The organism is Bradyrhizobium sp. B120 (genome assembly GCF_049075665.1).
Taxonomy (GTDB): Bacteria; Pseudomonadota; Alphaproteobacteria; order Rhizobiales; family Xanthobacteraceae; genus Bradyrhizobium.
Window position 1 is genome coordinate 7,324,095 of sequence record NZ_CP185242.1, and the last position, 20,714, is coordinate 7,344,808.

At 65.8% G+C, this 20,714-nt stretch carries 20 protein-coding genes; 13 read left to right on the forward strand and 7 right to left on the reverse strand.

Going from position 1 to position 20,714, the window contains the following annotated elements; genetic code table 11:
- Positions 1–10 precede the first annotated feature (10 nt).
- Positions 11–574 carry a molybdenum cofactor biosynthesis protein B gene (moaB, locus tag ACOIX3_RS34045; protein WP_420966427.1) on the reverse strand — a complete coding sequence of 188 codons (564 nt, stop codon included), beginning with the start codon at positions 572–574 and terminating at the stop codon, positions 11–13.
- Between the two features lie 151 nt (positions 575–725).
- On the reverse strand, positions 726–1,664 hold the full coding sequence (locus tag ACOIX3_RS34050; protein WP_420966429.1) for a neutral zinc metallopeptidase: 939 nt from the start codon (positions 1,662–1,664) through the stop codon (positions 726–728).
- A gap of 380 nt (positions 1,665–2,044) precedes the next feature.
- Between ACOIX3_RS34050 and ACOIX3_RS34055 the strand changes: the two genes are divergently transcribed.
- From ACOIX3_RS34055 to ACOIX3_RS34065, 3 genes are all read left to right on the forward strand, one after another.
- Positions 2,045–3,178 carry a site-specific DNA-methyltransferase gene (locus ACOIX3_RS34055; protein WP_097672884.1) on the forward strand — a complete coding sequence of 378 codons (1,134 nt, stop codon included), beginning with the start codon at positions 2,045–2,047 and terminating at the stop codon, positions 3,176–3,178.
- 244 nt (positions 3,179–3,422) lie between these two features.
- The gene (locus tag ACOIX3_RS34060) at positions 3,423–3,749 is read left to right on the forward strand and encodes a hypothetical protein (protein WP_420966431.1); all 327 of its coding nucleotides are present in this window, start codon (positions 3,423–3,425) and stop codon (positions 3,747–3,749) included.
- 137 nt (positions 3,750–3,886) lie between these two features.
- The gene (locus ACOIX3_RS34065; RefSeq protein ID WP_420966433.1) at positions 3,887–4,573 is read left to right on the forward strand and encodes a glutathione S-transferase family protein; all 687 of its coding nucleotides are present in this window, start codon (positions 3,887–3,889) and stop codon (positions 4,571–4,573) included.
- A 67-nt stretch (positions 4,574–4,640) separates the two neighbouring features.
- Here ACOIX3_RS34065 and ACOIX3_RS34070 read toward each other — a convergent pair whose 3' ends face one another.
- Together ACOIX3_RS34070 and ACOIX3_RS34075 are read right to left on the reverse strand one after the other, a co-directional pair.
- Entirely contained in the window at positions 4,641–4,817 is a 177-nt protein-coding gene (locus ACOIX3_RS34070) for a DUF1127 domain-containing protein (RefSeq protein WP_420966435.1), read from the reverse strand.
- 4 nt (positions 4,818–4,821) lie between these two features.
- Positions 4,822–5,265 (reverse strand): nuclear transport factor 2 family protein, encoded by a 444-nt coding sequence (locus tag ACOIX3_RS34075; protein WP_420966437.1) that lies wholly within the window; start codon positions 5,263–5,265, stop codon positions 4,822–4,824.
- A gap of 151 nt (positions 5,266–5,416) precedes the next feature.
- Between ACOIX3_RS34075 and ACOIX3_RS34080 the strand changes: the two genes are divergently transcribed.
- Entirely contained in the window at positions 5,417–6,331 is a 915-nt protein-coding gene (locus tag ACOIX3_RS34080) for a LysR family transcriptional regulator (protein WP_420971855.1), read from the forward strand.
- Positions 6,332–6,500: 169 nt separating this feature from the next.
- On the opposite strand, the gene ACOIX3_RS34085 is transcribed toward ACOIX3_RS34080, so the two are convergent.
- A complete protein-coding gene (locus ACOIX3_RS34085) occupies positions 6,501–7,121 on the reverse strand; it encodes a glutathione S-transferase family protein (RefSeq protein WP_420966439.1) in 621 nt (206 codons plus the stop codon).
- A gap of 173 nt (positions 7,122–7,294) precedes the next feature.
- Here ACOIX3_RS34085 and ACOIX3_RS34090 point away from each other — a divergent pair, with 173 nt between their 5' ends.
- On the forward strand, positions 7,295–8,563 hold the full coding sequence (locus ACOIX3_RS34090; protein WP_420966441.1) for a flavin-dependent oxidoreductase: 1,269 nt from the start codon (positions 7,295–7,297) through the stop codon (positions 8,561–8,563).
- Between the two features lie 160 nt (positions 8,564–8,723).
- On the opposite strand, the gene ACOIX3_RS34095 is transcribed toward ACOIX3_RS34090, so the two are convergent.
- Positions 8,724–9,143, reverse strand: coding sequence for a PaaI family thioesterase (locus ACOIX3_RS34095; protein WP_420966442.1), 420 nt, complete (start codon positions 9,141–9,143; stop codon positions 8,724–8,726).
- Between the two features lie 68 nt (positions 9,144–9,211).
- On the reverse strand, positions 9,212–10,303 hold the full coding sequence (mutY, locus tag ACOIX3_RS34100) for an A/G-specific adenine glycosylase (protein WP_420966444.1): 1,092 nt from the start codon (positions 10,301–10,303) through the stop codon (positions 9,212–9,214).
- 199 nt (positions 10,304–10,502) lie between these two features.
- Here mutY and ACOIX3_RS34105 point away from each other — a divergent pair, with 199 nt between their 5' ends.
- The 8 genes from ACOIX3_RS34105 to ACOIX3_RS34140 all read left to right on the forward strand — a co-directional run bounded on the left by ACOIX3_RS34105 (position 10,503) and on the right by ACOIX3_RS34140 (position 20,605).
- The gene (locus tag ACOIX3_RS34105; RefSeq protein WP_420966446.1) at positions 10,503–10,982 is read left to right on the forward strand and encodes a DUF721 domain-containing protein; all 480 of its coding nucleotides are present in this window, start codon (positions 10,503–10,505) and stop codon (positions 10,980–10,982) included.
- 122 nt (positions 10,983–11,104) lie between these two features.
- The gene (locus ACOIX3_RS34110) at positions 11,105–11,761 is read left to right on the forward strand and encodes a DsbA family protein (RefSeq protein WP_050403998.1); all 657 of its coding nucleotides are present in this window, start codon (positions 11,105–11,107) and stop codon (positions 11,759–11,761) included.
- A 345-nt stretch (positions 11,762–12,106) separates the two neighbouring features.
- Complete coding sequence (gene smc / locus ACOIX3_RS34115) at positions 12,107–15,571, forward strand: chromosome segregation protein SMC (RefSeq protein WP_420966448.1); 3,465 nt, start codon at positions 12,107–12,109, stop codon at positions 15,569–15,571.
- A gap of 146 nt (positions 15,572–15,717) precedes the next feature.
- Positions 15,718–16,683, forward strand: a complete 966-nt coding sequence (locus ACOIX3_RS34120; protein WP_420966449.1) for a small ribosomal subunit Rsm22 family protein — start codon at positions 15,718–15,720, stop codon at positions 16,681–16,683.
- A gap of 325 nt (positions 16,684–17,008) precedes the next feature.
- A complete protein-coding gene (locus tag ACOIX3_RS34125) occupies positions 17,009–17,569 on the forward strand; it encodes a LemA family protein (RefSeq protein WP_420966450.1) in 561 nt (186 codons plus the stop codon).
- Between the two features lie 34 nt (positions 17,570–17,603).
- Positions 17,604–18,878: a M48 family metallopeptidase gene (locus tag ACOIX3_RS34130; RefSeq protein WP_420966451.1), complete on the forward strand. Its 1,275-nt coding sequence runs from the start codon at positions 17,604–17,606 to the stop codon at positions 18,876–18,878.
- A 163-nt stretch (positions 18,879–19,041) separates the two neighbouring features.
- Positions 19,042–19,785, forward strand: coding sequence for a hypothetical protein (locus ACOIX3_RS34135; RefSeq protein WP_166214394.1), 744 nt, complete (start codon positions 19,042–19,044; stop codon positions 19,783–19,785).
- Positions 19,786–19,936: 151 nt separating this feature from the next.
- Positions 19,937–20,605: a hypothetical protein gene (locus ACOIX3_RS34140; RefSeq protein ID WP_420966452.1), complete on the forward strand. Its 669-nt coding sequence runs from the start codon at positions 19,937–19,939 to the stop codon at positions 20,603–20,605.
- The last annotated feature ends 109 nt before the right edge of the window (positions 20,606–20,714 follow it).

A 20,714-nucleotide genomic window follows, 5' to 3' on the forward strand; every position in this document is an offset into this window, starting at 1 on the left:
GGTGTGACGGCTACGCGCTCGCGCCCTTCGCCTTGGCGCGGCGCAGATGTTCATCCAGCCGCGGCATGATCTCGACGAAATTGCAGGGTCGCGTGCGGTAGTCGAGCTGCGCGGCCAAAATGCCGTCCCAGCCGTCGCGGCAGGCGCCGGGCGAACCGGGCAGGCAGAAGATGAAGGTCGCGCCGGCAACGCCGGCGGTCGCGCGGCTCTGGATCGTCGACGCGCCGATCTTGGCATGGCTCAGCATGTGGAAGGCGATCGAAAAGCCGTCCATCCGCTTCTCGAACAGCGGCTCGACCGCCTCCGGCGTCACGTCGCGCCCGGTGAAGCCGGTGCCGCCAGTGGTGATGACGACATCGACGCCGGGGTCCGCGATCCAGCGCCGGATCACGGCGCGGATCGCCTCGACATCGTCGGTGACGATCTCACGCGCCGCGAGCTTGTGGCCGGCCGCAGTCAGACGGTCGGCCAGCGTGGTGCCCGACTTGTCATCCGCCAGCGTGCGGGTATCGGAAATCGTCAGCACCGCGATATTGAGCGGGATGAAGGTTTTGGATTCGTCGATCGAGGACATTCTATCTACCTCATGTCCTGGACGCGGTGCAGCGCGCTAGCGCTGCTCCGCAGAGCCGGGACCCATCTACCTGCGATCTCGCTCCACGATGGGCCCCGGACCAGCAGCGCATCACTTGTGCTGCGCTGCATCCGGGGCACGAGAGCCGTCGCTACCCGCCCCCGCCGAACGTGTTGCAGGCCTGCACCGTGCCCTGCTGGTAGCCGGTCATGAACCACTGCTTGCGCTGTGCGGCGGAGCCGTGGGTGAATGAATCAGGCACCACCCTGCCCGTCGCCTGCCGTTGCAGCGTGTCGTCGCCGATCGCGTTCGCCGTGGTCAGCGCGGCGTCGATGTCGCCGGCCTCGAGGAAGCCCGGCCGCTTTTTCTCCTCGCGGTTGACCCAGACGCCGGAGAGGCAATCGGCCTGCAACTCGACCTTGACCTGCAACGCGTTGGCCTCGGCCTTGCTGCCGGCCTGCTGCTGCAACCGGTTCACCCGCGGGATGATGCCGAGCAGGTTCTGGATGTGGTGGCCGGCCTCATGCGCGATGATATAGGCCGCGGTGAACTTGCAGGCGTTGCCCGAGCAGCCGCGGAAGCGCGTCTCGACCTCGCGGAAGAAACCGGTGTCGAGGAAGATGGTCTTGTCCGGCGGGCAGTAGAACGGTCCCATCGCCGACTGCGCCATGCCGCAGCGGCCGCCATTGGTGGCGTTGCGGAACAGCACGATCTTCGGACCGGTGTAGGTCTGGCCCGAGGCCTGGAAGATCTCGCTCCAGCGATCGTCAATCTCGCCGAGGATGCCGGCGATCATGCTGCCCATCTCGTCGGTCGGCGCGCCGCGCTTGGCCTGCCCGCCCGACGACTGCCGGTCGGTCTGATAGCTCGGCGCCTGGCCGCCGCCGGTGAGAATCTCGGCGCCGCCGATCAGGATGCGCGGATCGATGCCGAAGGCGTAGCCGAGCAGGCCGAGCACGATGACCGTGCCGATGCCGAGCCCGCCACCGCCGCCCATCGGAATGCCGAAGCCGCCACCACCACCGCCGCCCCCGCTGTCGTCGCGACGGTCTTCGACATCGTCGCTGCGGCGGAAATCATCATAGCGCATGGCGGTTTCCCTTCATTCCAGTCGGCGCCCCATTGCGGGACACACCAACCTAAAATTTCCATTCTGTTAATCAATATCCTGCCCGGCAAAAATTGCCTAGTCGTTAGACGCGCATCCTTCGGGCCGCGAACACTGCAAGCAGCGGCCAATTTACCGGCCGAATCGTGCCGGTTTGATGATCCGCAAAATTTTTCGTCGAACGCGCTGATGTTGCAGCACAACGCAAACGAGACTGCGCCATGTCGCGCAAAAGATGCTGCAATCTTTTGCATGAACATTTCCAATTAAGTCGATTTTTACTTTGCCGGGTCAATGTGACGCCAGTCGGTTGTTTAGTCCCGCGTCGCCGACAGCGTCGCCTGAGTCAGAGTTCTTGAGTCATGGTAGTGTCGCGTCGCGGGGCGTCTGCAAGGGCGCCCCGCACTAAATTTGAGAGTGCCCCGTCGAGCCACATCGTCATTGGCGATTGCGTGGCCGAGTTGTCGAAGCTTCAGGCCGGCTCGGTCGACCTGGTCTTCGCGGATCCTCCCTACAATCTGCAGCTCAAGGGCGATCTCAAACGCCCCGACGAATCGCATGTCGATGCCGTCAACGACGACTGGGACAAGTTCTCGTCGTTCGCTGCCTATGACGACTTCACCCGCGCCTGGCTGCTCGCCTGCCGCCGCGTGATGAAGCCGTCGGCAACGCTGTGGGTGATCGGCTCCTATCACAATATCTTCCGCGTCGGCGCGATCATGCAGGACCTCGGCTTCTGGCTCCTGAACGACATCGTGTGGCGCAAGTCCAATCCGATGCCGAATTTCCGCGGCCGCCGCTTCACCAACGCGCACGAGACCATGATCTGGGCCGCGCGCGACGAGAAAGCCAAGGGCTACACCTTCAATTACGAAGCGCTGAAGGCGTCCAATGAGGACGTGCAGGCGCGCTCCGACTGGCTGATCCCGCTGTGCACCGGCGAGGAACGCCTCAAGGGCGACGACGGCAAGAAGGTCCATCCGACGCAGAAGCCCGAGCAACTGCTCGCCCGCGTGCTGCTGTCGTCGTCGAAGCCCGGCGATCTCGTGATCGATCCGTTCAACGGCACCGGAACGACAGGCGCAGTCGCCAAAAGGCTCGGCCGCAATTATATCGGCTTCGAGCGCGACCGGACCTATGCCGCCGCCGCCGAAGCGCGAATCGCCGCGATCGAGCCGCTGCCGGCCGAGACCTTGGCCCCGTTCATGACCGCACGTGAGGCGCCGCGGGTGGCATTCTCCGAACTGATCGAACGCGGCATGATCGTGCCCGGCGCGAAACTGGTCGATGCTAAGAAGCGCCATGGCGCACTGGTGCGTGCCGACGGCGCCATCATGCTCGGCGACAAGGTCGGCTCGATCCACCGCATCGGCGCGGTCGCGCAGGGCTCCGGCGCCTGCAACGGCTGGACCTTCTGGCACGTCGAGACCAAGACCGGCCTGCGGCTGATCGACGAACTGCGCGCCGAGATCCGTTCCGGGATGGCGGTGGGCTGAGCGCCCACCGCGCGATCCGGCGCCGTCTCTCCCTCTTCGTCATTCCGGGGCGCCGCAAAGCGGCGAGCCCGGAATCCATTGCGCCACCTGCTATGCGGCCCGATGGATTCCGGGTTCTCGCTTCGCGAGCCCCGGAATGACGAGTGGAGAACGATGACGCCGTCTTGAACGCGGGCCGTCTTGTTGCACCGCCGCGGCGGGCCTACATTGACCTCCGTCACTTGCCGTTTCGATTGGTCGCCCGATGCGAAGACAATCCGAGACCTTGCTGCTGGTGCCGCTGTTGCCGGTCTTCCTGCTCGGCATGTTTCCGATGCTGCTGATCGGCCTGCTCGGATTCTTCGGCCTGATCATTTTCGGCATCCTGCTGGTCTGCGTCGGCCTCACGCTCGCCCTCGAGGCGCATGGTGAGTTCAATGAAGAGATCATCGTGCACGGCTATGCCCGCGGCTCCGAGCGCGCGACGCAGCTCTCCAACCTGCACGCCGCGACCCGTTCCGCCGCCGTGCTGGACGTCGCGGGCGCCGCGCTGATCGTCGCGGGTATCCTGGGCTTCTTCTGGGCCGGCTGACCAGCGCGGCACGCGACCCTGATTCACAAACTCGTCGCTTGCGCATTGCGGCGAAGTTTGCGCATGAGGGGCCGGTCTGCGGCCCTCGCCCGCCGCGTCCCGATCTCGCCGGTCACAAGAACCAAGGGAGTCACTTCATGATCAAATTCTATTTCAACGGCGCGCCGAACCCGATGAAGGTCGCGCTGTTTCTGGAAGAGTCCGGCCTGCCGTTCGAGGCGATCCCGGTCGACACCCGCAAGGGCGAGCAGTTCGCGCCCGACTTCCTCAAGGTCAATCCGAACGGCAAGGTGCCGGCGATCGACGACGACGGCATCTTCGTGTTCGACTCCAACGCGATCCTGCTCTACCTCGCCGAGGAGCACGGCAAGTTCCTGCCCGCCAACACCCCGGCCAACCGCGCCGCGACGCTGTCCTGGCTGATGTTCATCGCGACCGGCGTCGGCCCGTATTCCGGCCAGGCGGTGCATTTCAAGCACTTCGCGCCGAAGGATCTCGACTACGCCAACAACCGCTACCAGTACGAGGCGCATCGCCACTACAAGATCCTCAACGATCATCTAGCGAAGAGCCGCTACATGGTCGGCGACAGCTACACGATCGTCGACATGGCGTTCTGGGGCTGGGTGCGGATGGCAACCTTCATCCTCGGCGAGGAAGGCTTTGCCAAATACCCGAATGTGAAGCGGCTGCTCGACGAGATCTCGGCGCGGCCCGCGGCGGCCCGCGCCAACGCGCTGAAGGACAAGCACACCTTCAAGGCCGAAATGGACGACGCGGCCCGCGACATCATGTTCGGCCACCTCAAGTCCAAGGTGGCGTAAGCACTGCGCAGGGTGGGTAAGGGCGCACAGCGCCCTGCCCACCCTGCGTGCTGCGATCGCTTCGCTCTCACGGCGGCCAGTGCGGCCTGCCCTTGTCATACCGGCCGTGGTCGACGACATCGGCGCGGCAGATCCCGATATCCTGCAACTCGCGTTCGCTCGTGGCCGCAAGCTGCCGCCATGCGCGCCGGTTCTCACGCCACTGCCTGATCCAGGCGAGCGCCGCCGCGAGCCCGGCTACCAAGCACCTAACCCGCCGCGCGAACCGCGGCCGCCGGAAACGGACCAAGTGCCTTCTCGGTCAGCACCGAGTCGCAATATTCCCGGATTTCCTTGATCCGGCCGCCGTCGAAGCGAAACACCAGGCAATAATCGTTGTCGTAGCGCTGGCCTTCCTTGGTGAGGTTGTTGCCCTTGGCCTCGACCACGACGATATCGCCGTCGGCGATGAAGCGGTGGGCGATGGTGCGGCCGCGCTCCACCAGCCTGGAGCGGACGTGCCCGTGCAGGTCGTTCATGATCGATTGCTTGCCGGTAAAGGTGTGCGACCAGGAATATTGCCCGGTCACCGTCCAGATCGCGTCGTCGGCGAGATTGGCCACCAGCAGCGATTTCTCGCGCACCGCGGGATCGGGATCGCCCGCGATCGCGAATATTTCCTGCACCAGTTTCTTGTTGTCGGCTGCGCTCATGGCGCGTCTCCTTGTGATGGATTGGCTCTGATTTCAGGCATTTCCTCACGCGAAGCGCTGTTCGCTTCGCGTGAGAACGCCTTGCCCGCGGATCATGCGGCGCCGGCGCACATTCTTCCAATCGATAGGTGGTATGATATATATTCACCTGATGAATTTGAATTCGCTTGACCTCAACCTGCTGGTCGCGCTCGACGCCCTGCTGCGCGATGCCAATGTCAGCCGCGCCGCGATGCGGCTCAATCTGTCGCAGCCCGCGACCAGCCACGCGCTGCAGCGGCTGCGCGACCTGATCGGCGATCCGCTGCTGGTGCGCAACGGCGCCCGGATGGAGCTGACGCCGCGGGCGCAGGCGCTGCGTTCACCGCTGGCGCAGGCGCTCGACCAGGTGCGCACGCTGTTCGTCTCCGATGATTTCGACCCCGCGCGCAGCGAGCGGCATTTCCGCCTGATGATGCCCGACCTCGCGGTCGAGCTGTTGATGCCGCGGCTGATGGAGAAGGTGACGCAGCTGGCGCCGAACGTCACCATCGACGTGGTGCCGTGGCGGAGCTCCCCGATCTTCACGCCCGACTTTGCCCGCACCATCGATCTCGTGATCTCGATCGGCAATTCCTTCAAGGGATTTCACCGCCAACGGCTCTACACCGACATCGATGCGCTGGCGGTGCGGCGCGGCCATCCCGCCGGCGCCAAGCTCAGGAAGCGCGAGGCGTTCCTCGCAGCGCGCCATGTCGCGGTGATCATCCGTGGCCACAACGAGGACCTGATCGACACCTGGCTGCGCGCCAAGGGCATCCAGCGCCGGATCGCGCTGGTGGTGCCGGGCTATATCGAGGCGCTGCACGTCACCGCGCGCACCGACCTCGTCGCCTTCGTGCCGCGCCGGCTGATCTCTGCGCTGGCGAAGCAGTTATCGCTGGTGACGGTGACGCCGCCGCTCGATCCGGGGATCGACGAGCAGCATATGTTCTATCCGACACGGGCCCAGATGGATCCCGGTTCGATCTGGCTGCGCCGGCTGATGCTGGAAACCGGACGGGAGCTGGAGACGCGGAAGGTGTAGCGCGGCGCGCTCTCTCCACGCGTCGTCCCGGCGAAGGCCGGGACCCATAACCACCATTCTGAATCGTGGATGAAGGCTGCGGCCCCAGCGTCGTACCACAGGCGAGATTTGTGGTTATGGGTCCCGGGTCGCGCTGCGCTTGCCCGGGACGACACCGAATTTCTCGCGCCTACGCCCTCTGCTCGGCCAGCACCTTCTGCACCGCCGGCCGCTGCTCCATCGCGGCGCGATGCGCCTTCACCTTGGGCAGGGTCGCGATGTCGACGCCGTCGCCATCGAGCCAGAGGGCCAGCGTGTAGAGATAGGCGTCGCCGACCGTGTAGCTGTCGCCCATCACCCATGGGCCCTTCAGCATGTCGCGCTCGATCAGGTTGAAACAGGCGCCCATGGTCTTCGGCACCATCGACTTCATGTCGGCGAACGACGTCTCGTGGGTCGCCCAGCGCGCGCCGCGCATCTTGTGGGCGTGGCAGACATGCACCGTCGAGCAGAGATAGGAATTGAAGGCCTGCAGCTTCGCGAATGCGAAGGCGTCGTCGAGCGGCGCGAGCTTCGCCTGCGGATAGGTCTGCGCGATGTAGGCCAGCATCGCCGGTGTCTCGGTCAGCACGCCGAGGTCGGTCACCAGCGACGGCACGCGGCCCTTCGGATTGATCTTCAGATACTCCGGGCTGTTCTGCTGGTTGATCTTGAAATCGAGCCGCTCGATCGAATAGGGCGCGCCGGCCTCGGCCAGTGCGATATGGGACGCGAGGGCGCAGGTACCGGGGGCGGTATAGAGCTTGAGCATGTCGTTGTCCTCTGCGGGCCTTGTCGGTTCGTTGCGAACCCGGCCCTGGCTTTTTATGAGATGCGGCGGACGTTAGCGGCAGCCCCCCTTGCCGTCCACCCCGCGCGGCACCGCGGACCTTGCCCGCGGCCGGGCCGCCATGCGATGACGATGGCCGATCGAGAGGGCTTTTCATGACTGTGCTGATTGCAGGTGGCGGAATTGGCGGGCTGACGCTGGCGCTCAGCTTGCACCAGATCGGCGTGCCCTGCCGCGTCTTCGAAAGCGTGCCCGAATTGCGGCAGCTCGGCGTCGGCATCAACGTGCTGCCGCATGCGGTGCGCGAACTGATCGAGCTCGGCCTGCATGATGTGCTCGACGCATCAGCGGTGCGCACCCGCGAGCTCGCCTATTTCTCCAAGCACGGCAAGCCGATCTGGAGCGAACCGCGCGGGCTCGAGGCCGGCTATAAATGGCCGCAGTTCTCGATCCATCGCGGCCGGCTGCAGCAGCTGCTGCTCGACGCCGCGACCGAACGGCTGGGGCCAGAGAACATCCTGACCAGCCATCACCTCACCGGCTGGACCGAGACCGCCGACGGCGTTCGCGCCGACTTCATCGACAAGGCGACCGGCAAGCCCGCCGGCAGCTATGACGGCGCGGTGCTGATCGCCGCCGACGGCATCCATTCCGCGGTGCGCGAAAAACTCTATCCGCAGGAAGGGCCGCCGATCTGGAACGGCCGCATCCTGTGGCGCGGCATCACCCGCGGCAATGCCTTCCTGACCGGTCGCACCATGATCATGGCCGGCCACGAGACCCTGAAATTCGTCTGCTATCCGATCTCGAAGCAGGCCGGCGCCGACGGCAAGTTCGACATCAACTGGGTCGCCGAGCGGCATATGCCGCCGACCTATCAGTGGCGCCGCGAGGACTATAACCGCACCGCAAAGCTCGACGAGTTCCTGCCGTGGTTCGAGAGCTGGAATTTCGACTGGCTCGACGTGCCCGGCCTGATCCGCAACTGCCCGCATGCCTACGAATATCCGCTGGTCGATCGCGATCCGATCCCGCAATGGACCTTCGGCCGGGTCACGCTGATGGGCGACGCCGCGCACCCGATGTACCCGATCGGCTCCAACGGCGCCTCGCAGGCGATTTTGGATGCGCGCACGCTGACGCGTGAGATTTTGGCGCATGGTGCAACGCAGGCGGCGCTATTGGCCTATGAGGCCGAACGGCGCCCGGCGACGACCGACCTCGTGATGCTCAACCGCCGCAACGGCCCGGAGCAGGTGATGCAGCTGGTCGAGGAGCGCGCGCCCAATGGCTTTGGCGTCGTCACCGAGGTGCTGTCCCAGCAGGAGCTGGAAGACATCGCCGCCAACTACAAGCGCGTCGCCGGCTTCCAGGTCGAGGGGCTGAACGCCAAGCCGCCGATCGTGCAGCGGGCGGGTGCATAGGTAGGGCGAAAGCTGAAGCAACCTACTGTCCCCGTCACCCTGAGGAGCCGCAAAGCGGCGTCTCGAAGGGTGCACGGCCCGGCCGGTGGCTGTCGACCCTTCGAGACGGCCGCTACGCGGCCTCCTCAGGGTGACGGACCAAATTGCAGTGTGCGCGGCATCACCGCAGCGCCCGCGCTGCTTCCACCAGGCGGATGCTGCTGCTCGCCGTCGCAAGCAATGTGCCGTCAGCGGCGGTCAGCCGGCCCTCGACGAAGGCGATGGTCTTGCCGAGCTGCGTGACCGTCGCTTCGCCGGTGATCGGTCCGGGTTTCGCGGGTGCGAGGAAATTGACGGTCATCGTGATCGTCGTGGTGAACAGCCTGCCCTCGGTCATGATGAACACCGCCGGCCCCATCGTGTCGTCGAGCATCGCCGAGAGCATGCCGCCCTGGATGAAGCCGGCCGGATTGCAGAAATCCTGATTGCCGTCGAACACGATCCTGATCCAGCCGTCCTGCGGACGTGCGTCAGCCACGTGCCACCCCAGCAGCTTGGCGACTGGCGGCATCGGGATGCGGTCGAGCGCGGTTGCGATCATGGCGGCCTCCGTTTTGGACGTCGTAGCCGAGACCTGCTGCCAGCATGGTGTCAGCAGGTCGTCTCCCCCTAGAGATCCAGCCCGTGCGCGATGGCCTTGCGCATCACATTGGGAAACGCCTCGCCGTCCAGCGTCGCCACCGGCACCCAGCGCATGCCGTCCGGCGCACGCGTGCGCGGCGCAACACTCGCCGTATAGACCACGAGCTCGAGCGGAAAGTGCGTGAACACGTGGGTGACCACGCCGGTCTTGCGCTGCCAGCGCGTGACGCCCTTGAGCTCCGGCGCCTGCGCCAGCGCGGCGGCCTCCGGCTGATCCGCAAGCCATTGCGATCCCGGCACTTCGGTCATGCCGCCGAGCAGGCCTTTTGCCGGGCGCGAACGCACCAGGAGCTCGCTGCCGCGCGTCACCACGAAGGCGGCGCCGCGGCGCAGCGCGCCGCTCTTCTTCGGTGCCTTGCGCGGAAACGTCTCCTGGTCGCCGCGGACGCGGGCTGCGCAATCGTCATTCAGCGGACACAATGCGCAGGCCGGCTTCTTCGGCGTGCAGATGGTGGCGCCGAGGTCCATCAGGGCTTGAGCACTATCGCCGGCACGGGACGGGCCGAGCAACGTCGCCGCCATCTCCTTGATCAGCGGCTTGGCCTGCGGCAGCGCCTCCTCGATGGCGAAGAGCCGGCTGACCACGCGCTCGATATTGCCGTCGACCGGCATGGTGCGGCGGTCGAACGCGATCGCGGCAATCGCCGCCGCGGTATAGGGCCCGATGCCGGGCAGCGCGCGCAGCCCGTCCTCGGTGTCCGGAAAGGCCCCGCCATGCTCGCTCAGCACCGCAACCGCGCAGGCGTGCAGGTTGCGCGCCCGCGAATAATAGCCGAGCCCGGCCCACATCCTGAGGACGTCGTCGAGCGAGGCGCGGCCAAGCGCGGTCACGTCGGGCCAGCGCGACAGGAATTTCTCGAAATAAGGTCCGACCGCCCTGACCGTGGTCTGCTGCAGCATGATCTCGGACAGCCACACACGGTACGGATCGGCCCGCTCCCCCGCCTCCGCACGCCACGGCAGCCGCCGGCGATGCCGGTCATACCAGGCCAGCAGCCGCGCTGGGCGGTCGGCTTGCTGGTCGGTCGATTTGGTCTTGGCGGCCGCGCGAGAGCTCATGACGTCACTTTAGGGCAAATCTCGCCCCGTCATGCCCGGGCTTGACCCGGGCATCCACGTCTTTCTTTGTCCGAGGAAACAAAGGCGTGTATGGCCGGGACATAGGCGAGCGGAAGCGACGCCGTCCTTCGGACGGCTAAGCCCGGCCATGACGGCAGGAACGCTCCTCACGCGAATTGCGGGATGCTATAACCCTCCCATGCCCAGACCCGGCCCGATCAGCGCAAAGCCCCTGTCGATCCTGCTCAGCGACGTCTTCACCGACGCCTATGCCAAGCAGGGCTTTGCCGCGCGCGAGCTGGTGACGCGCTGGACCGAGATCGCCGGGGAGCGGATCGCGGCCTATTGCGAGCCGCTGAAGATCCAGTGGCCTCGGCCGGTGGAGGGGCAGCCGCAGGAGCCGGCCACGCTGGTGCTACGGGTCGAGGGGCCGATGGCGCTGGAGATCCAGCACTCCTCCGACGTCATCCTGGAACGGGTGAACCGCTTCTTCGGCTGGCACGCGGTCGGCCGCCTGACGATCCGGCAGGCGCCGCTTTCGCGCCGCGCCCCCCCGACCCGGCCGCGCCAGCCCGACGCCAAAGCCGTGGCCCGGGAGGCGGCAAATCTTGAAGCCGTCGAGGACGCCGATCTGCGCGCCGCGCTGGCCCGACTGGGTGCCTCGATCAAGCGAAATTGACGCTTTTCGCAGGCTCGGCCGCGAGACCCCGGCATTGCCACAATGGTCGTTTCAAGCTAGCGAAGGCTTCTTTTCGGGACCCCCTTCATTCTGGCGTGAATGCGCCAATCCGGGAGCTGACCTTGATCATCACGCGCCGCGCTTTCACCACCGCTCTCTCGCTGACCGGGCTTGCCGCCCTCGCCGGGCTGTCGCCGCTGCGCCTGATCACGGATGCGTTCGCGCAGACCGCCGCCGAGGTCGCCAAGCCGCAATCGCTGCCGGACATGGGCCTCGGCCCGCAGGACGCCAAGGTGACCATCATCGAATACGCCTCGATGACCTGCCCGCACTGCGCCAATTTCAACGAGACCGTGTTCCCGAAAATCAAGTCGACCTACATCGATAGCGGCAAGGTCCGCTACGTGTTCCGCGAATTCCCGCTCGACATCAAGGCCGCCGCCGGCTCGATGCTGGCGCGCTGCATCGCCAAGGACGACGCGCCGAAATTCTTCGCCGTGATCGACCTGCTGTTCCGCCAGCAGAACGACTGGGTGGTCAAGAACACCACCGAGACGCTGACGCGGATCGGCAAGCAGGCCGGCCTCAGCCAGCAGCAGGTCGAGGACTGCCTGAAGGATCAGACGCTGCTCGACAAGATCGCCGCCGACCAGAAATACGCCAACGACGTGCTGAAGGTGAACTCGACGCCGACCTTCTTCGTCAATGGCGAGATGCTGAAGGGCGAGACCTCGTTCGAGGAGTTCAGCAAGCACATCGATCCGCTGCTGAAGAGCTAATCAGGCGCCCGCGAATCCGACGTCATCGTGCCGCGTTCGAGTCGCGGCACGATAATTGTGGATGATTTGCGATCACGGCATGCGGCCGTCGCATAATTTGGTTGTTGAAAACCTGATTCGCACGATGCGAATCTCGGAGGACATGCAGGGGCCACAAAACCCCTGTAAATCCCCTGCAAATCCCTTGGGAAAAGCTTGGTCAAGCGGTTGCCCTGACGCACTCGCATCGCCATTGTCGCCGCTCATGAGAGCTGCACGCAGCTATTCACCCCAGACACCGACATTGCCATCCATGGTATTGTCACGGCAGGGAGATTCGCGCCCGGCCAAACGAGATTTGTGTACATGAAGCTCACGCGCCTCCGCCTGCACGGTTTCAAGTCGTTCGTTGAACCCACCGATTTCATGATCGAGCCGGGCCTGACCGGCGTCGTCGGACCGAACGGCTGCGGCAAATCCAATCTCGTCGAAGCGTTGCGCTGGGCGATGGGCGAGACCTCGCACAAATCGCTGCGCGCCGCCGACATGGATGCGGTGATCTTCGCCGGTTCCGGCAACCGTCCCGCGCGCAACCACGCCGAAGTCGTGATGACGATCGACAATTCCGATCGCTCGGCGCCGGCCGCGGTAAACGACAGCCAGCTGCTGGAGATCTCCCGCCGCATCGAGCGCGAAGCCGGCTCGGTCTACCGCATCAACGGTCGCGACGTGCGCGCCCGCGACGTGCAGATCCTGTTCGCCGACGCCGCCACCGGCGCGCGTTCGCCGGCATTGGTCCACCAGGGCAAGATCGGCGAAATCATCCAGGCCAAGCCCGAGCAGCGCCGCCGCGTGCTGGAAGACGCCGCCGGCGTTGCCGGCCTGCACGCCCGCCGTCATGAGGCGGAGCTGCGGCTGAAGGCGGCCGAAACCAACCTGACCCGCGTCGAGGACGTGATCGGCCAGCTCAGCGGCCAGATGGAAGGCCTGAAGAAGCAGGCCCGCCAGGCGATTCGCTACCGCGAGGTCGCCGCCAAGGTGCGCAAGTCCGAGGCCATGCTGTTCCATCTGCGCTGGATCGAGGCCAATGCCGACGTCAACGATGCCGCGCACACCCATGATATCTCCGTGCGCGAGATGGCCGAGCGCACCCGCGAGCAGGCCGAATCCGCCCGCATCCAGGCGATCCGCGCGGCCGAATTGCCGGCGCTGCGCGATGCCGAGGCGCGCGCCGCCGCCGGCCTGCAGCGCCTGACCAATGCGCGCGAGATGCTCGACCGCGAGGAGCAGCGCGCCAAGGAGCGGGTCGGCGAACTCGATCGCCGCCTGACCCAGTTCGCCCAGGACATCGCACGCGAGCAGCAGCAGACCTCCGATGCCGACATCGCGCTGCAGCGGCTCGACACCGAAGACGCCGAGCTCAAGGAAGAGATCAAGTCGCGGGTCGAGAAGCGCTCCGGCGTCGACGAGCGCGTCTCCGAGGCCGAGGAGATCCTGGCCGCGACCGAGCGCCAGTTCTCCGAGCTAACCACGCAGCTCGCCGACCTGACCGCCAAGCGCAACCAGCTCGAAGCCGGCGTACGCACGCATCGCGACCGCCTGGCGCGGCTCGATCAGGAGATCGCCAACGTCCAGGCCGAGGAGACCAAACTCGCGCAGGAGACCGGCAATCTCGGCGACATCGACGCGCTCGCCGCCGCCATGGAGATGGCGCAGCAGACGCTCGCCGAATCCGAGGCCGCCGTGCAGTCCAGCGAGGCGCATCACGCCGCCGTGCGGCAGACGCTGGAAGCCTCCCGCAATCCGCTCGCCGAGGCCGAGAAGCGCGTGCAGCGGCTCGAGACCGAAGCCCGCACCATCTCCAAGCTCGTCACCAGCGAGACCAAGAATCTGTGGCCGCCGATCATCGACGGCATCACGGTCGCCAAGGGCTATGAAAAGGCGATCGGCGCGGTACTCGGCGACGACCTCGACGCGCCGGTGGATTCGTCCGCGCCGATGCGCTGGACCAATGTCGGTGAAGCCGCGGGCGATCCCGCGCTGCCGGATGGCGTCGAACGGCTGGCCGATCACGTCCAGGCACCGCCGGAACTGGCGCGCCGTCTGGCCCAGATCGGCGTGGTGGCCAAGGAACGCGGCGCCGCGCTGGTGTCGCAGCTGAAGACCGGCCAGCGGCTGGTGTCGCTCGAAGGCGACGTCTGGCGCTGGGACGGCTTTGTCGCCGACGCCCATGCCCCGACCGGTGCGGCCCGCCGCCTCGCCGAACGCGCCCGCCTGGTCGATATCGAGCATGAGCTTGAACAGGCCCGCATCGATGCCGCCGCCAAGCGTCAGGCGCTGGAGACGGCTGAAGAAGAATTGCGCTCGGCATCTGCCGCCGAGGGTGCCTCGCGCGAAGCCGTGCGTGCCGCCCGCCGCGAGACCGACGCCGCGCGTGAGCGCCATGCCGCGACGGAACGCGAGATCAACCGCCACTCCGCACGCAAATCGGCGCTGACCGAGGCGCACAGCCGCGTCGCCGCCGACCGCGCCGAGGCCGAAGCCGCCCACGAGAACGCAGTTGCCGCGCTGTCCGAATTGCCGCCGGGTGTCGAGACCGAAGCCCAGCTCGCTGCGGTTCGCGCCGAGATCGACAACCAGCGCCGTGCCGCGGCGCAAGTCCGCGCCGAGGCGCAGGCGCTCGCCCGCGAGGCCGAACTCGCCGACCGCCGCGTGCAGGCCATCGTTGCCGAACGCAACGAGTGGCAGAGCCGCAAGACCAGCGCCGCCTCGCAGGTCGGGACCATCGAAGAGCGCATCGCCGAGGTGTCGGCCGAGCGCGAGGAACTCGCCAACGCGCCGGAAGTGTTCGCCGAGAAGCGCAGCGCGCTGATCACGGAGATCGAGCACGCCGAGGGCGATCGAAGGATCGCTGCGGACGCGCTGGCGACGGCGGAAGCCGCGATGGCGGAAACCGATCGCCTCGCCAAGACCTCGCTCGAAGCGCTGTCGTCCTCCCGCGAAGCCACCGCGCGCGCCGAAGAGCGCATGGAAGGCACCCGCCGCCGCCTCGCCGACATCGAGCGCGAGATCCACGACATGCTCGAGGTCGAGCCGAGCGCGGTCGTCGGCATGGCCGAGATCGAGCCCGGCGCGGAGCTGCCGCCGGTCGCGCAGGTCGAGGAAGAACTCGAAAAGCTGCGCCGCGACCGCGAGCGCCTGGGCGCCGTCAATCTGCGCGCCGAGGAAGAGTTGAAGGAAGTCGAGACCCAGCATACCGCGCTGACCACCGAACGCGACGACCTGGTCGAAGCGATCAAGCGGCTGCGGCAGGGCATCCAGAGCCTCAACCGCGAAGCGCGCGAGCGTCTGCTGACCTCGTTCGAGACCGTCAACAACCACTTCAAGCGCCTGTTCACCGAGCTGTTCGGCGGCGGCGAAGCCGCGCTGCATCTGATCGAGAGCGACGATCCGCTCGAGGCCGGCCTCGAAATCATCGCGAAGCCGCCCGGCAAGAAGCCGCAGACCCTGTCGCTGCTGTCAGGCGGCGAGCAGGCGCTGACGGCGCTCGCGCTGATCTTCGCGGTGTTCCTGACCAACCCGTCGCCGATCTGCGTGCTGGACGAAGTCGACGCGCCGCTCGACGACCACAACGTCGAACGGTTTTGCACCCTGCTGAACGAAATGACAGCGTCGACCGAGACGCGTTTCATCATCATCACGCACAATCCGATCACGATGGCGCGGATGAACCGGCTGTTCGGCGTCACCATGGCCGAGCGCGGCGTGTCGCAGCTGGTGTCGGTCGACCTGCAGGGCGCGGTCGATATCCTCGACCAGAACGTGGCGTAACGCTACGTCGAAGCACCTCGGACTTGAGGCGAGGCCTCTCGGCCCCGTCATTGCGAGGCGCGACAGCGACGAAGCAATCTACGCCTCCACAAGCGGCGCGATGGATTGCTTCGCTCCGCTCGCAATGACGTGCGATAGTATAGCGGATGACCTCACCCGATCTCCCCGCTGAACTGCGTGCCGCCCTCAACGCCAGGCTCGAAGGCCTGTCGCGCAATGATGCGGCCGGTCGCGCGGTGATCATCTCACAGACCTACCGCGAGGGCGGCGGCTCCGGGACGATCCGGACCGAGACCGATGCGCTGGCCTATGCGCTGGCACGGATGCCCGCAACCTATGCGGCCGTGGTGGCTAGCCTCAATGCGCTGACCGAGATCAGGCCGGACTTCGCACCAATGAGCCTGCTCGATGTCGGCGCCGGCCCCGGGACCGCGACCTGGGCGGCCTCCGAGACGTTCACGTCGCTGCAGGGCTTCACCCTGCTCGACGCCAATGGCGCGTTGAGAACGCTGGCCGAGGGGCTGTTTCAACGCACCGCACGCCTGCACGACACCAGCTACCAACTCGGTCAGGCCCGCGCCTTGCTGGACAAGGCCGACCCCGCCGACCTCGTCGTCGCCAGTTACATGATCGGCGAGCTCGGCGAGGCCGAGCGCGCGGCACTGGCCGATGCGCTGTGGTCCAAAACCGGCGATACGCTATTGGTCGTCGAACCCGGCACGCCCGCGGGCTATGCGCGGATCATCGCACTCCGCGCACGCTTGATCACGGCGGGCGCCCACGTCGTCGCGCCCTGCCCGCATGACGGCAGCTGCCCGCTGGTCGCGCCCGATTGGTGCCATTTCTCGCAGCGCCTGCAGCGCTCGCGCGCGCACAAGCAGGTCAAGGGCGCCGATGCCCCGTTCGAGGACGAACGCTTCGCCTATGTCGCGCTGAGCCACGCGCGCGTTGAGAACCGGCTATCGCGGGTGCTGGCGCAACCGGATGTCGGCAAGGTCGAGGTCGCGGCCAAGCTCTGCACGCCCGAGGGCGTTGCCGTCGCCAGAGTGCCCCGCCGCGCCAAGGCCGATTACGCCAACGCCCGGCGCTGGCGCTGGGGTGATGCGGTGTAGCTACTTGCGTCGTCCCGGCCTAGTGCGCAATCGCGCACGGAGGCCAGGACCCATAACCACCGAACCCGGTTGTGAAGCGAAGCCGACGCCGCTTGTGCCTTTTCCCGGGCCGCGGCGTATGGGTCCCGGCCCCCGTGCGCAATCGCGCACTAGGCCGGGACGACGTAGAATTAGCGGGACGACGACATCGACCTCACCGGAACGATGTTGAACCAATTCGTATCCATCCCCGACCAATCCCTGCCCACCTTTTCGCGGCGGGCTGCCCTGCGCCCCAATCCTGGGCTACGGTGCCGCCGTCTCGTCCATCAGGAGCTGCCCTGTCATGTCGACCAGCTGGATCGTTATCGGCGTCATCGTCCTCCTCGTGCTGTTTGCGTTCGGCGCCTACAACCGCCTCGTCGCGCTCGGCCAGCGGGTCAGCCAGGCCTTTGCCGATATCGATGTGCAGCTCAAGCAGCGCCACGACCTGATCCCGAACCTGGTCGAGACCGTGAAGGGCTATGCCGCACATGAGCGCGGCACACTCGACGACGTCATCAAGGCACGCAACTCGGCGATCTCTGCTCAGGGACCGGCCCAGGTCTCTGCGGCGGAAAACCAACTCTCCGGCGCGCTCGGCCGGCTGATTGCGCTGTCCGAGGCCTATCCGGACCTCAAGGCCAACGCCAATTTCCAGCAGCTCGCATCGGAGCTTTCCGATCTCGAGAACAAGATCGCCGCCAGCCGCCGTTTCTTCAACAACGCGGTCCAGGAATACAACACCGGCATCCAGCAGATGCCGGCCGCACTGTTCGCCGGCATGTTCGGCTTCACCCCCAAGGATTTCTTCGACCTCGGCGCCAGCCGTACGGAGGTCGAGGCGGCACCGAGCGTGAAGTTCTGAGGCGCAACGCGCGCCGGCGAGAGGCCGCTCCGTCATGGCCGCCTATGGTCTCTACACGCACATCGCATCGAACAAGTTTCGTTCGATGCTGCTGCTTTGCGGCCTGTTCCTGCTGATCTACGTGCTGGTCTATGCCGGCGCGCTGGTCGCGGAGGTGATGATCGATAGCGGCCGCACGGCCGATTACTACCTGACCCATGCCTCGCGCGATCTGGTCTCGGCCTTCCCATGGGCGACGATCGCGGCGGTGGCGTGGATCGTGATCGCCTATTTCTTCCACCAGAAAATGATCGACGCCGTCACCGGCGGCGAGAGCGTGACGCGGCAGCAGCAGCCGCGGCTCTACAATCTCTTGGAAAACCTCTGCATCTCGCGCGGCATCCCGATGCCGAAGCTGAAGGTGATGGACAGCCCGGCGCTGAACGCGTTCGCGACCGGACTGAACCCGCGGCAATATTCCATCACGGTCACCACGGGCTTGTTGAGGGCACTGAACGACCAGGAGATCGAGGCCGTGCTCGGCCACGAGCTCACCCATATCAAGAACGGCGACGTGCAGCTGATGGTGGTCGCCGTGATCATCGCCGGCGTGGTCGGCTTCTTCGGCGAGCTGTTCTTCCGCCTGTTCACAAATCTGTCGTGGAGCGGCGGCAGCGGAGGTGGCTGGTCGTCATCGTCATCCTCCCGATCGTCATCATCCTCGTCGGACCGCGACAGCAAGGACTCGGGCGGCGGCGCGATCATCGTCATCATCATCGCGGTCGCATTGATCATGCTGGCCTGGCTGCTGTCGCAGGTGGTCAAGCTCGCGCTGTCGCGATCGCGCGAATTCCTCGCCGATGCCGGATCGGTCGAGCTGACCAAGAATCCCGATGCGATGATCTCGGCGCTGCGCAAGATCGAGAACCGCGGCGAGCTACCGGGCGCCACCTCGGCGGTGATGGAACTCTGCGTCGACAATCCGCGCGAGGGTTTTGCCGACCTGTTTGCCACCCATCCGTCGGTGAAATCCCGGGTCGATGCCTTGGTGAAATCTGCCGGCGGCCACGACCCCGGACCGCTGGCGCTGCCGGATGAGACGTCGGACGCGACGGGAACGCAGGACCAGCCGTCCGCGGCGGGCGACCAGCCTCCACCTGTCACCCATGGCCCGCCCCACGGCCCCTGGGGTGACACGCCGCCAGCACAACCGAACAATCCGCCGCCGCTGCCGGGCACCAGCCCTGCACAGGGACCATTGGGACCGCTGGGTCCTTTGCAGGGCCCGCTCCAGGGCCCACTTCAAGGCCCCTGGGGCCGGCGCCGCTGATCGTGCCCTAGGCCACTCAGTCCATTAAGGAAATCCCTACCAAACCCAATGTGGGCACCTTAAGGAATTGAATTCTCCCTCGTTTCTGCCATGTTCGCGCCCAAAGCAGTGTGGGGACTTGCCGATCGCCATCGCGGTCGGGAGCGCGCTTTAAGGGACTTCCATGGCAAAGCCGGTTGTGATCGTGGTGGGCGCTGACAAGGGCGGGGTCGGCAAGACCACCGTCTCGCGGACGCTCCTGGACTATTTCAGTGCCAACAACGTGCAAACCCGGGCGTTCGACACCGAGTCGCCGCGCGGCACGCTGAAGCGCTTCCACCCCGACATCACCGAGATCGTCGACATGACGACGACCGCGGACCAGATGAAGATCTTCGATACGCTGAACGCCGGTTCCTCGGTCACCGTGATCGACGTCCGCGCCGGCCTCTTGTCACCCGCGCTGGCCTCGCTGCGCGACATCGGATTCCTCGACGCGGCGCGCTCCGGCCAGATCACCTTCGCCGTTTTCCACATCCTCGGCCCGTCGATCGCCTCGCTGGACGAAATCGCCGAGACCGCCAACTTCATGAGCGGCGCGAAGTATTTCCTGGTTAAGAACTTCATCAACGACACCCAGTTCTTCCAGTGGGACCAGGCGACCTACAATTCGTACTTCCACCGCATCAAGGATGCCGTGGACCTCACCATCCCGAAGCTCAACGAAATGGCCTACGAGCAGGTCGAGGTCTCCTCGGTTCCGTTCCTGAAATTCGTTGCCAACAAGGGCATCAACGACGACGCCGCGAACTACTCCTTCGTGCTGCGTGGCTATGTCCGGCACTGGCTCGCCAATGTCTGGAGCGAGTTCGACCGGATCAAGCTGACCGACCTGGTCGGCGCCAAGTCGGCCAAGGGCGAAAAATAGTCGCGCGCAAGGCGGCGAAAAAGTCGCGCGCCGGGCAACGGAAAGTCCCGCCCAAGGCAGCGAAAAATCGCGCCGGGGGCAGCGAAAAAAGTCGCGTTCGGGGCGGCGATGGGGCTGGATTAGGCGAAAATTTGGCCTGATATAGCGGGCGATGTCGTCCACGCCCGTTTACATCATCTGCTCGCCCCGCCCGCAGGTCGGCAAGACGCTGATCGCGCGGCTGCTCGGCGAATTCCTGCTGCTCAAGAACGGCGACGTCGTCTGCTACGACATCAATCTGAAGGAGCCGTCGCTGCTCGACTATCTGCCGCGGATCACCGAAACCGCCGACGTGATCGACACCTACGGCAAAATGCAGCTGATGGACCGCGTCATCGTAAATGACGGCATCGGCAAGGTGATCGACCTCGGCTACCACGCCTTCGACGAATTCTTCAAAATGGTCGACCAGATCGGGCTGATGAAGGAGGCGATGCGCCGCCGCGTCTCGCCGGTCATCCTGTATGTCGCCGATACCGACCGCGCCTCGGTGCACGGTTACCAGACGCTGCAGGGCATGATCCCGCCGAACGCACTCATCGTCATCGACAATGAATTCGTGGTGCGCGGCGAGCTGCCGCCGGTCATGACCGCCAGCCGGGTGCTGCGCTTCCGCGCGCTGCCGGTGTTCCTGAAGACCTATATCGACCGGCTGACCTTCTCCTTCACCGGCTATCTGCGCCACGAGAGGGACTCATCGACCGAGCTGCATCAGTGGATCCGGAAGAACTACACCACGTTCCGCGATCTCGAGCTGAGCATGCTGTTGCAGCGGGGATGACTGTCGTCCCGGCGAAAGCCGGGACCCCTCCGCCGGTGGCTCCCGCACCCGCCTAACACACTCGATGTCGTCCCTGCGAAAGCAGGGACCCATAACCACCGCTTTGCGT

Coding starts and splice junctions, on each gene's coding strand:
- ACOIX3_RS34125 (WP_420966450.1), top strand. CDS start 17,009: ATGTCGACCAGCTGGATCGTTATCGGCGTCATCGTCCTCCTCGTGCTG.
- ACOIX3_RS34075 (WP_420966437.1), bottom strand. CDS start 5,265: ATGAGCGCAGCCGACAACAAGAAACTGGTGCAGGAAATATTCGCGATC.
- ACOIX3_RS34120 (WP_420966449.1), top strand. CDS start 15,718: ATGACCTCACCCGATCTCCCCGCTGAACTGCGTGCCGCCCTCAACGCC.
- ACOIX3_RS34135 (WP_166214394.1), top strand. CDS start 19,042: ATGGCAAAGCCGGTTGTGATCGTGGTGGGCGCTGACAAGGGCGGGGTC.
- ACOIX3_RS34130 (WP_420966451.1), top strand. CDS start 17,604: ATGGCCGCCTATGGTCTCTACACGCACATCGCATCGAACAAGTTTCGT.
- ACOIX3_RS34105 (WP_420966446.1), top strand. CDS start 10,503: ATGCCCAGACCCGGCCCGATCAGCGCAAAGCCCCTGTCGATCCTGCTC.
- ACOIX3_RS34055 (WP_097672884.1), top strand. CDS start 2,045: ATGGTAGTGTCGCGTCGCGGGGCGTCTGCAAGGGCGCCCCGCACTAAA.
- ACOIX3_RS34095 (WP_420966442.1), bottom strand. CDS start 9,143: ATGATCGCAACCGCGCTCGACCGCATCCCGATGCCGCCAGTCGCCAAG.
- ACOIX3_RS34080 (WP_420971855.1), top strand. CDS start 5,417: ATGAATTTGAATTCGCTTGACCTCAACCTGCTGGTCGCGCTCGACGCC.
- smc (WP_420966448.1), top strand. CDS start 12,107: ATGAAGCTCACGCGCCTCCGCCTGCACGGTTTCAAGTCGTTCGTTGAA.
- moaB (WP_420966427.1), bottom strand. CDS start 574: ATGTCCTCGATCGACGAATCCAAAACCTTCATCCCGCTCAATATCGCG.
- ACOIX3_RS34140 (WP_420966452.1), top strand. CDS start 19,937: ATGTCGTCCACGCCCGTTTACATCATCTGCTCGCCCCGCCCGCAGGTC.
- ACOIX3_RS34085 (WP_420966439.1), bottom strand. CDS start 7,121: ATGCTCAAGCTCTATACCGCCCCCGGTACCTGCGCCCTCGCGTCCCAT.
- ACOIX3_RS34060 (WP_420966431.1), top strand. CDS start 3,423: ATGCGAAGACAATCCGAGACCTTGCTGCTGGTGCCGCTGTTGCCGGTC.
- ACOIX3_RS34050 (WP_420966429.1), bottom strand. CDS start 1,664: ATGCGCTATGATGATTTCCGCCGCAGCGACGATGTCGAAGACCGTCGC.
- ACOIX3_RS34065 (WP_420966433.1), top strand. CDS start 3,887: ATGATCAAATTCTATTTCAACGGCGCGCCGAACCCGATGAAGGTCGCG.
- ACOIX3_RS34090 (WP_420966441.1), top strand. CDS start 7,295: ATGACTGTGCTGATTGCAGGTGGCGGAATTGGCGGGCTGACGCTGGCG.
- mutY (WP_420966444.1), bottom strand. CDS start 10,303: ATGAGCTCTCGCGCGGCCGCCAAGACCAAATCGACCGACCAGCAAGCC.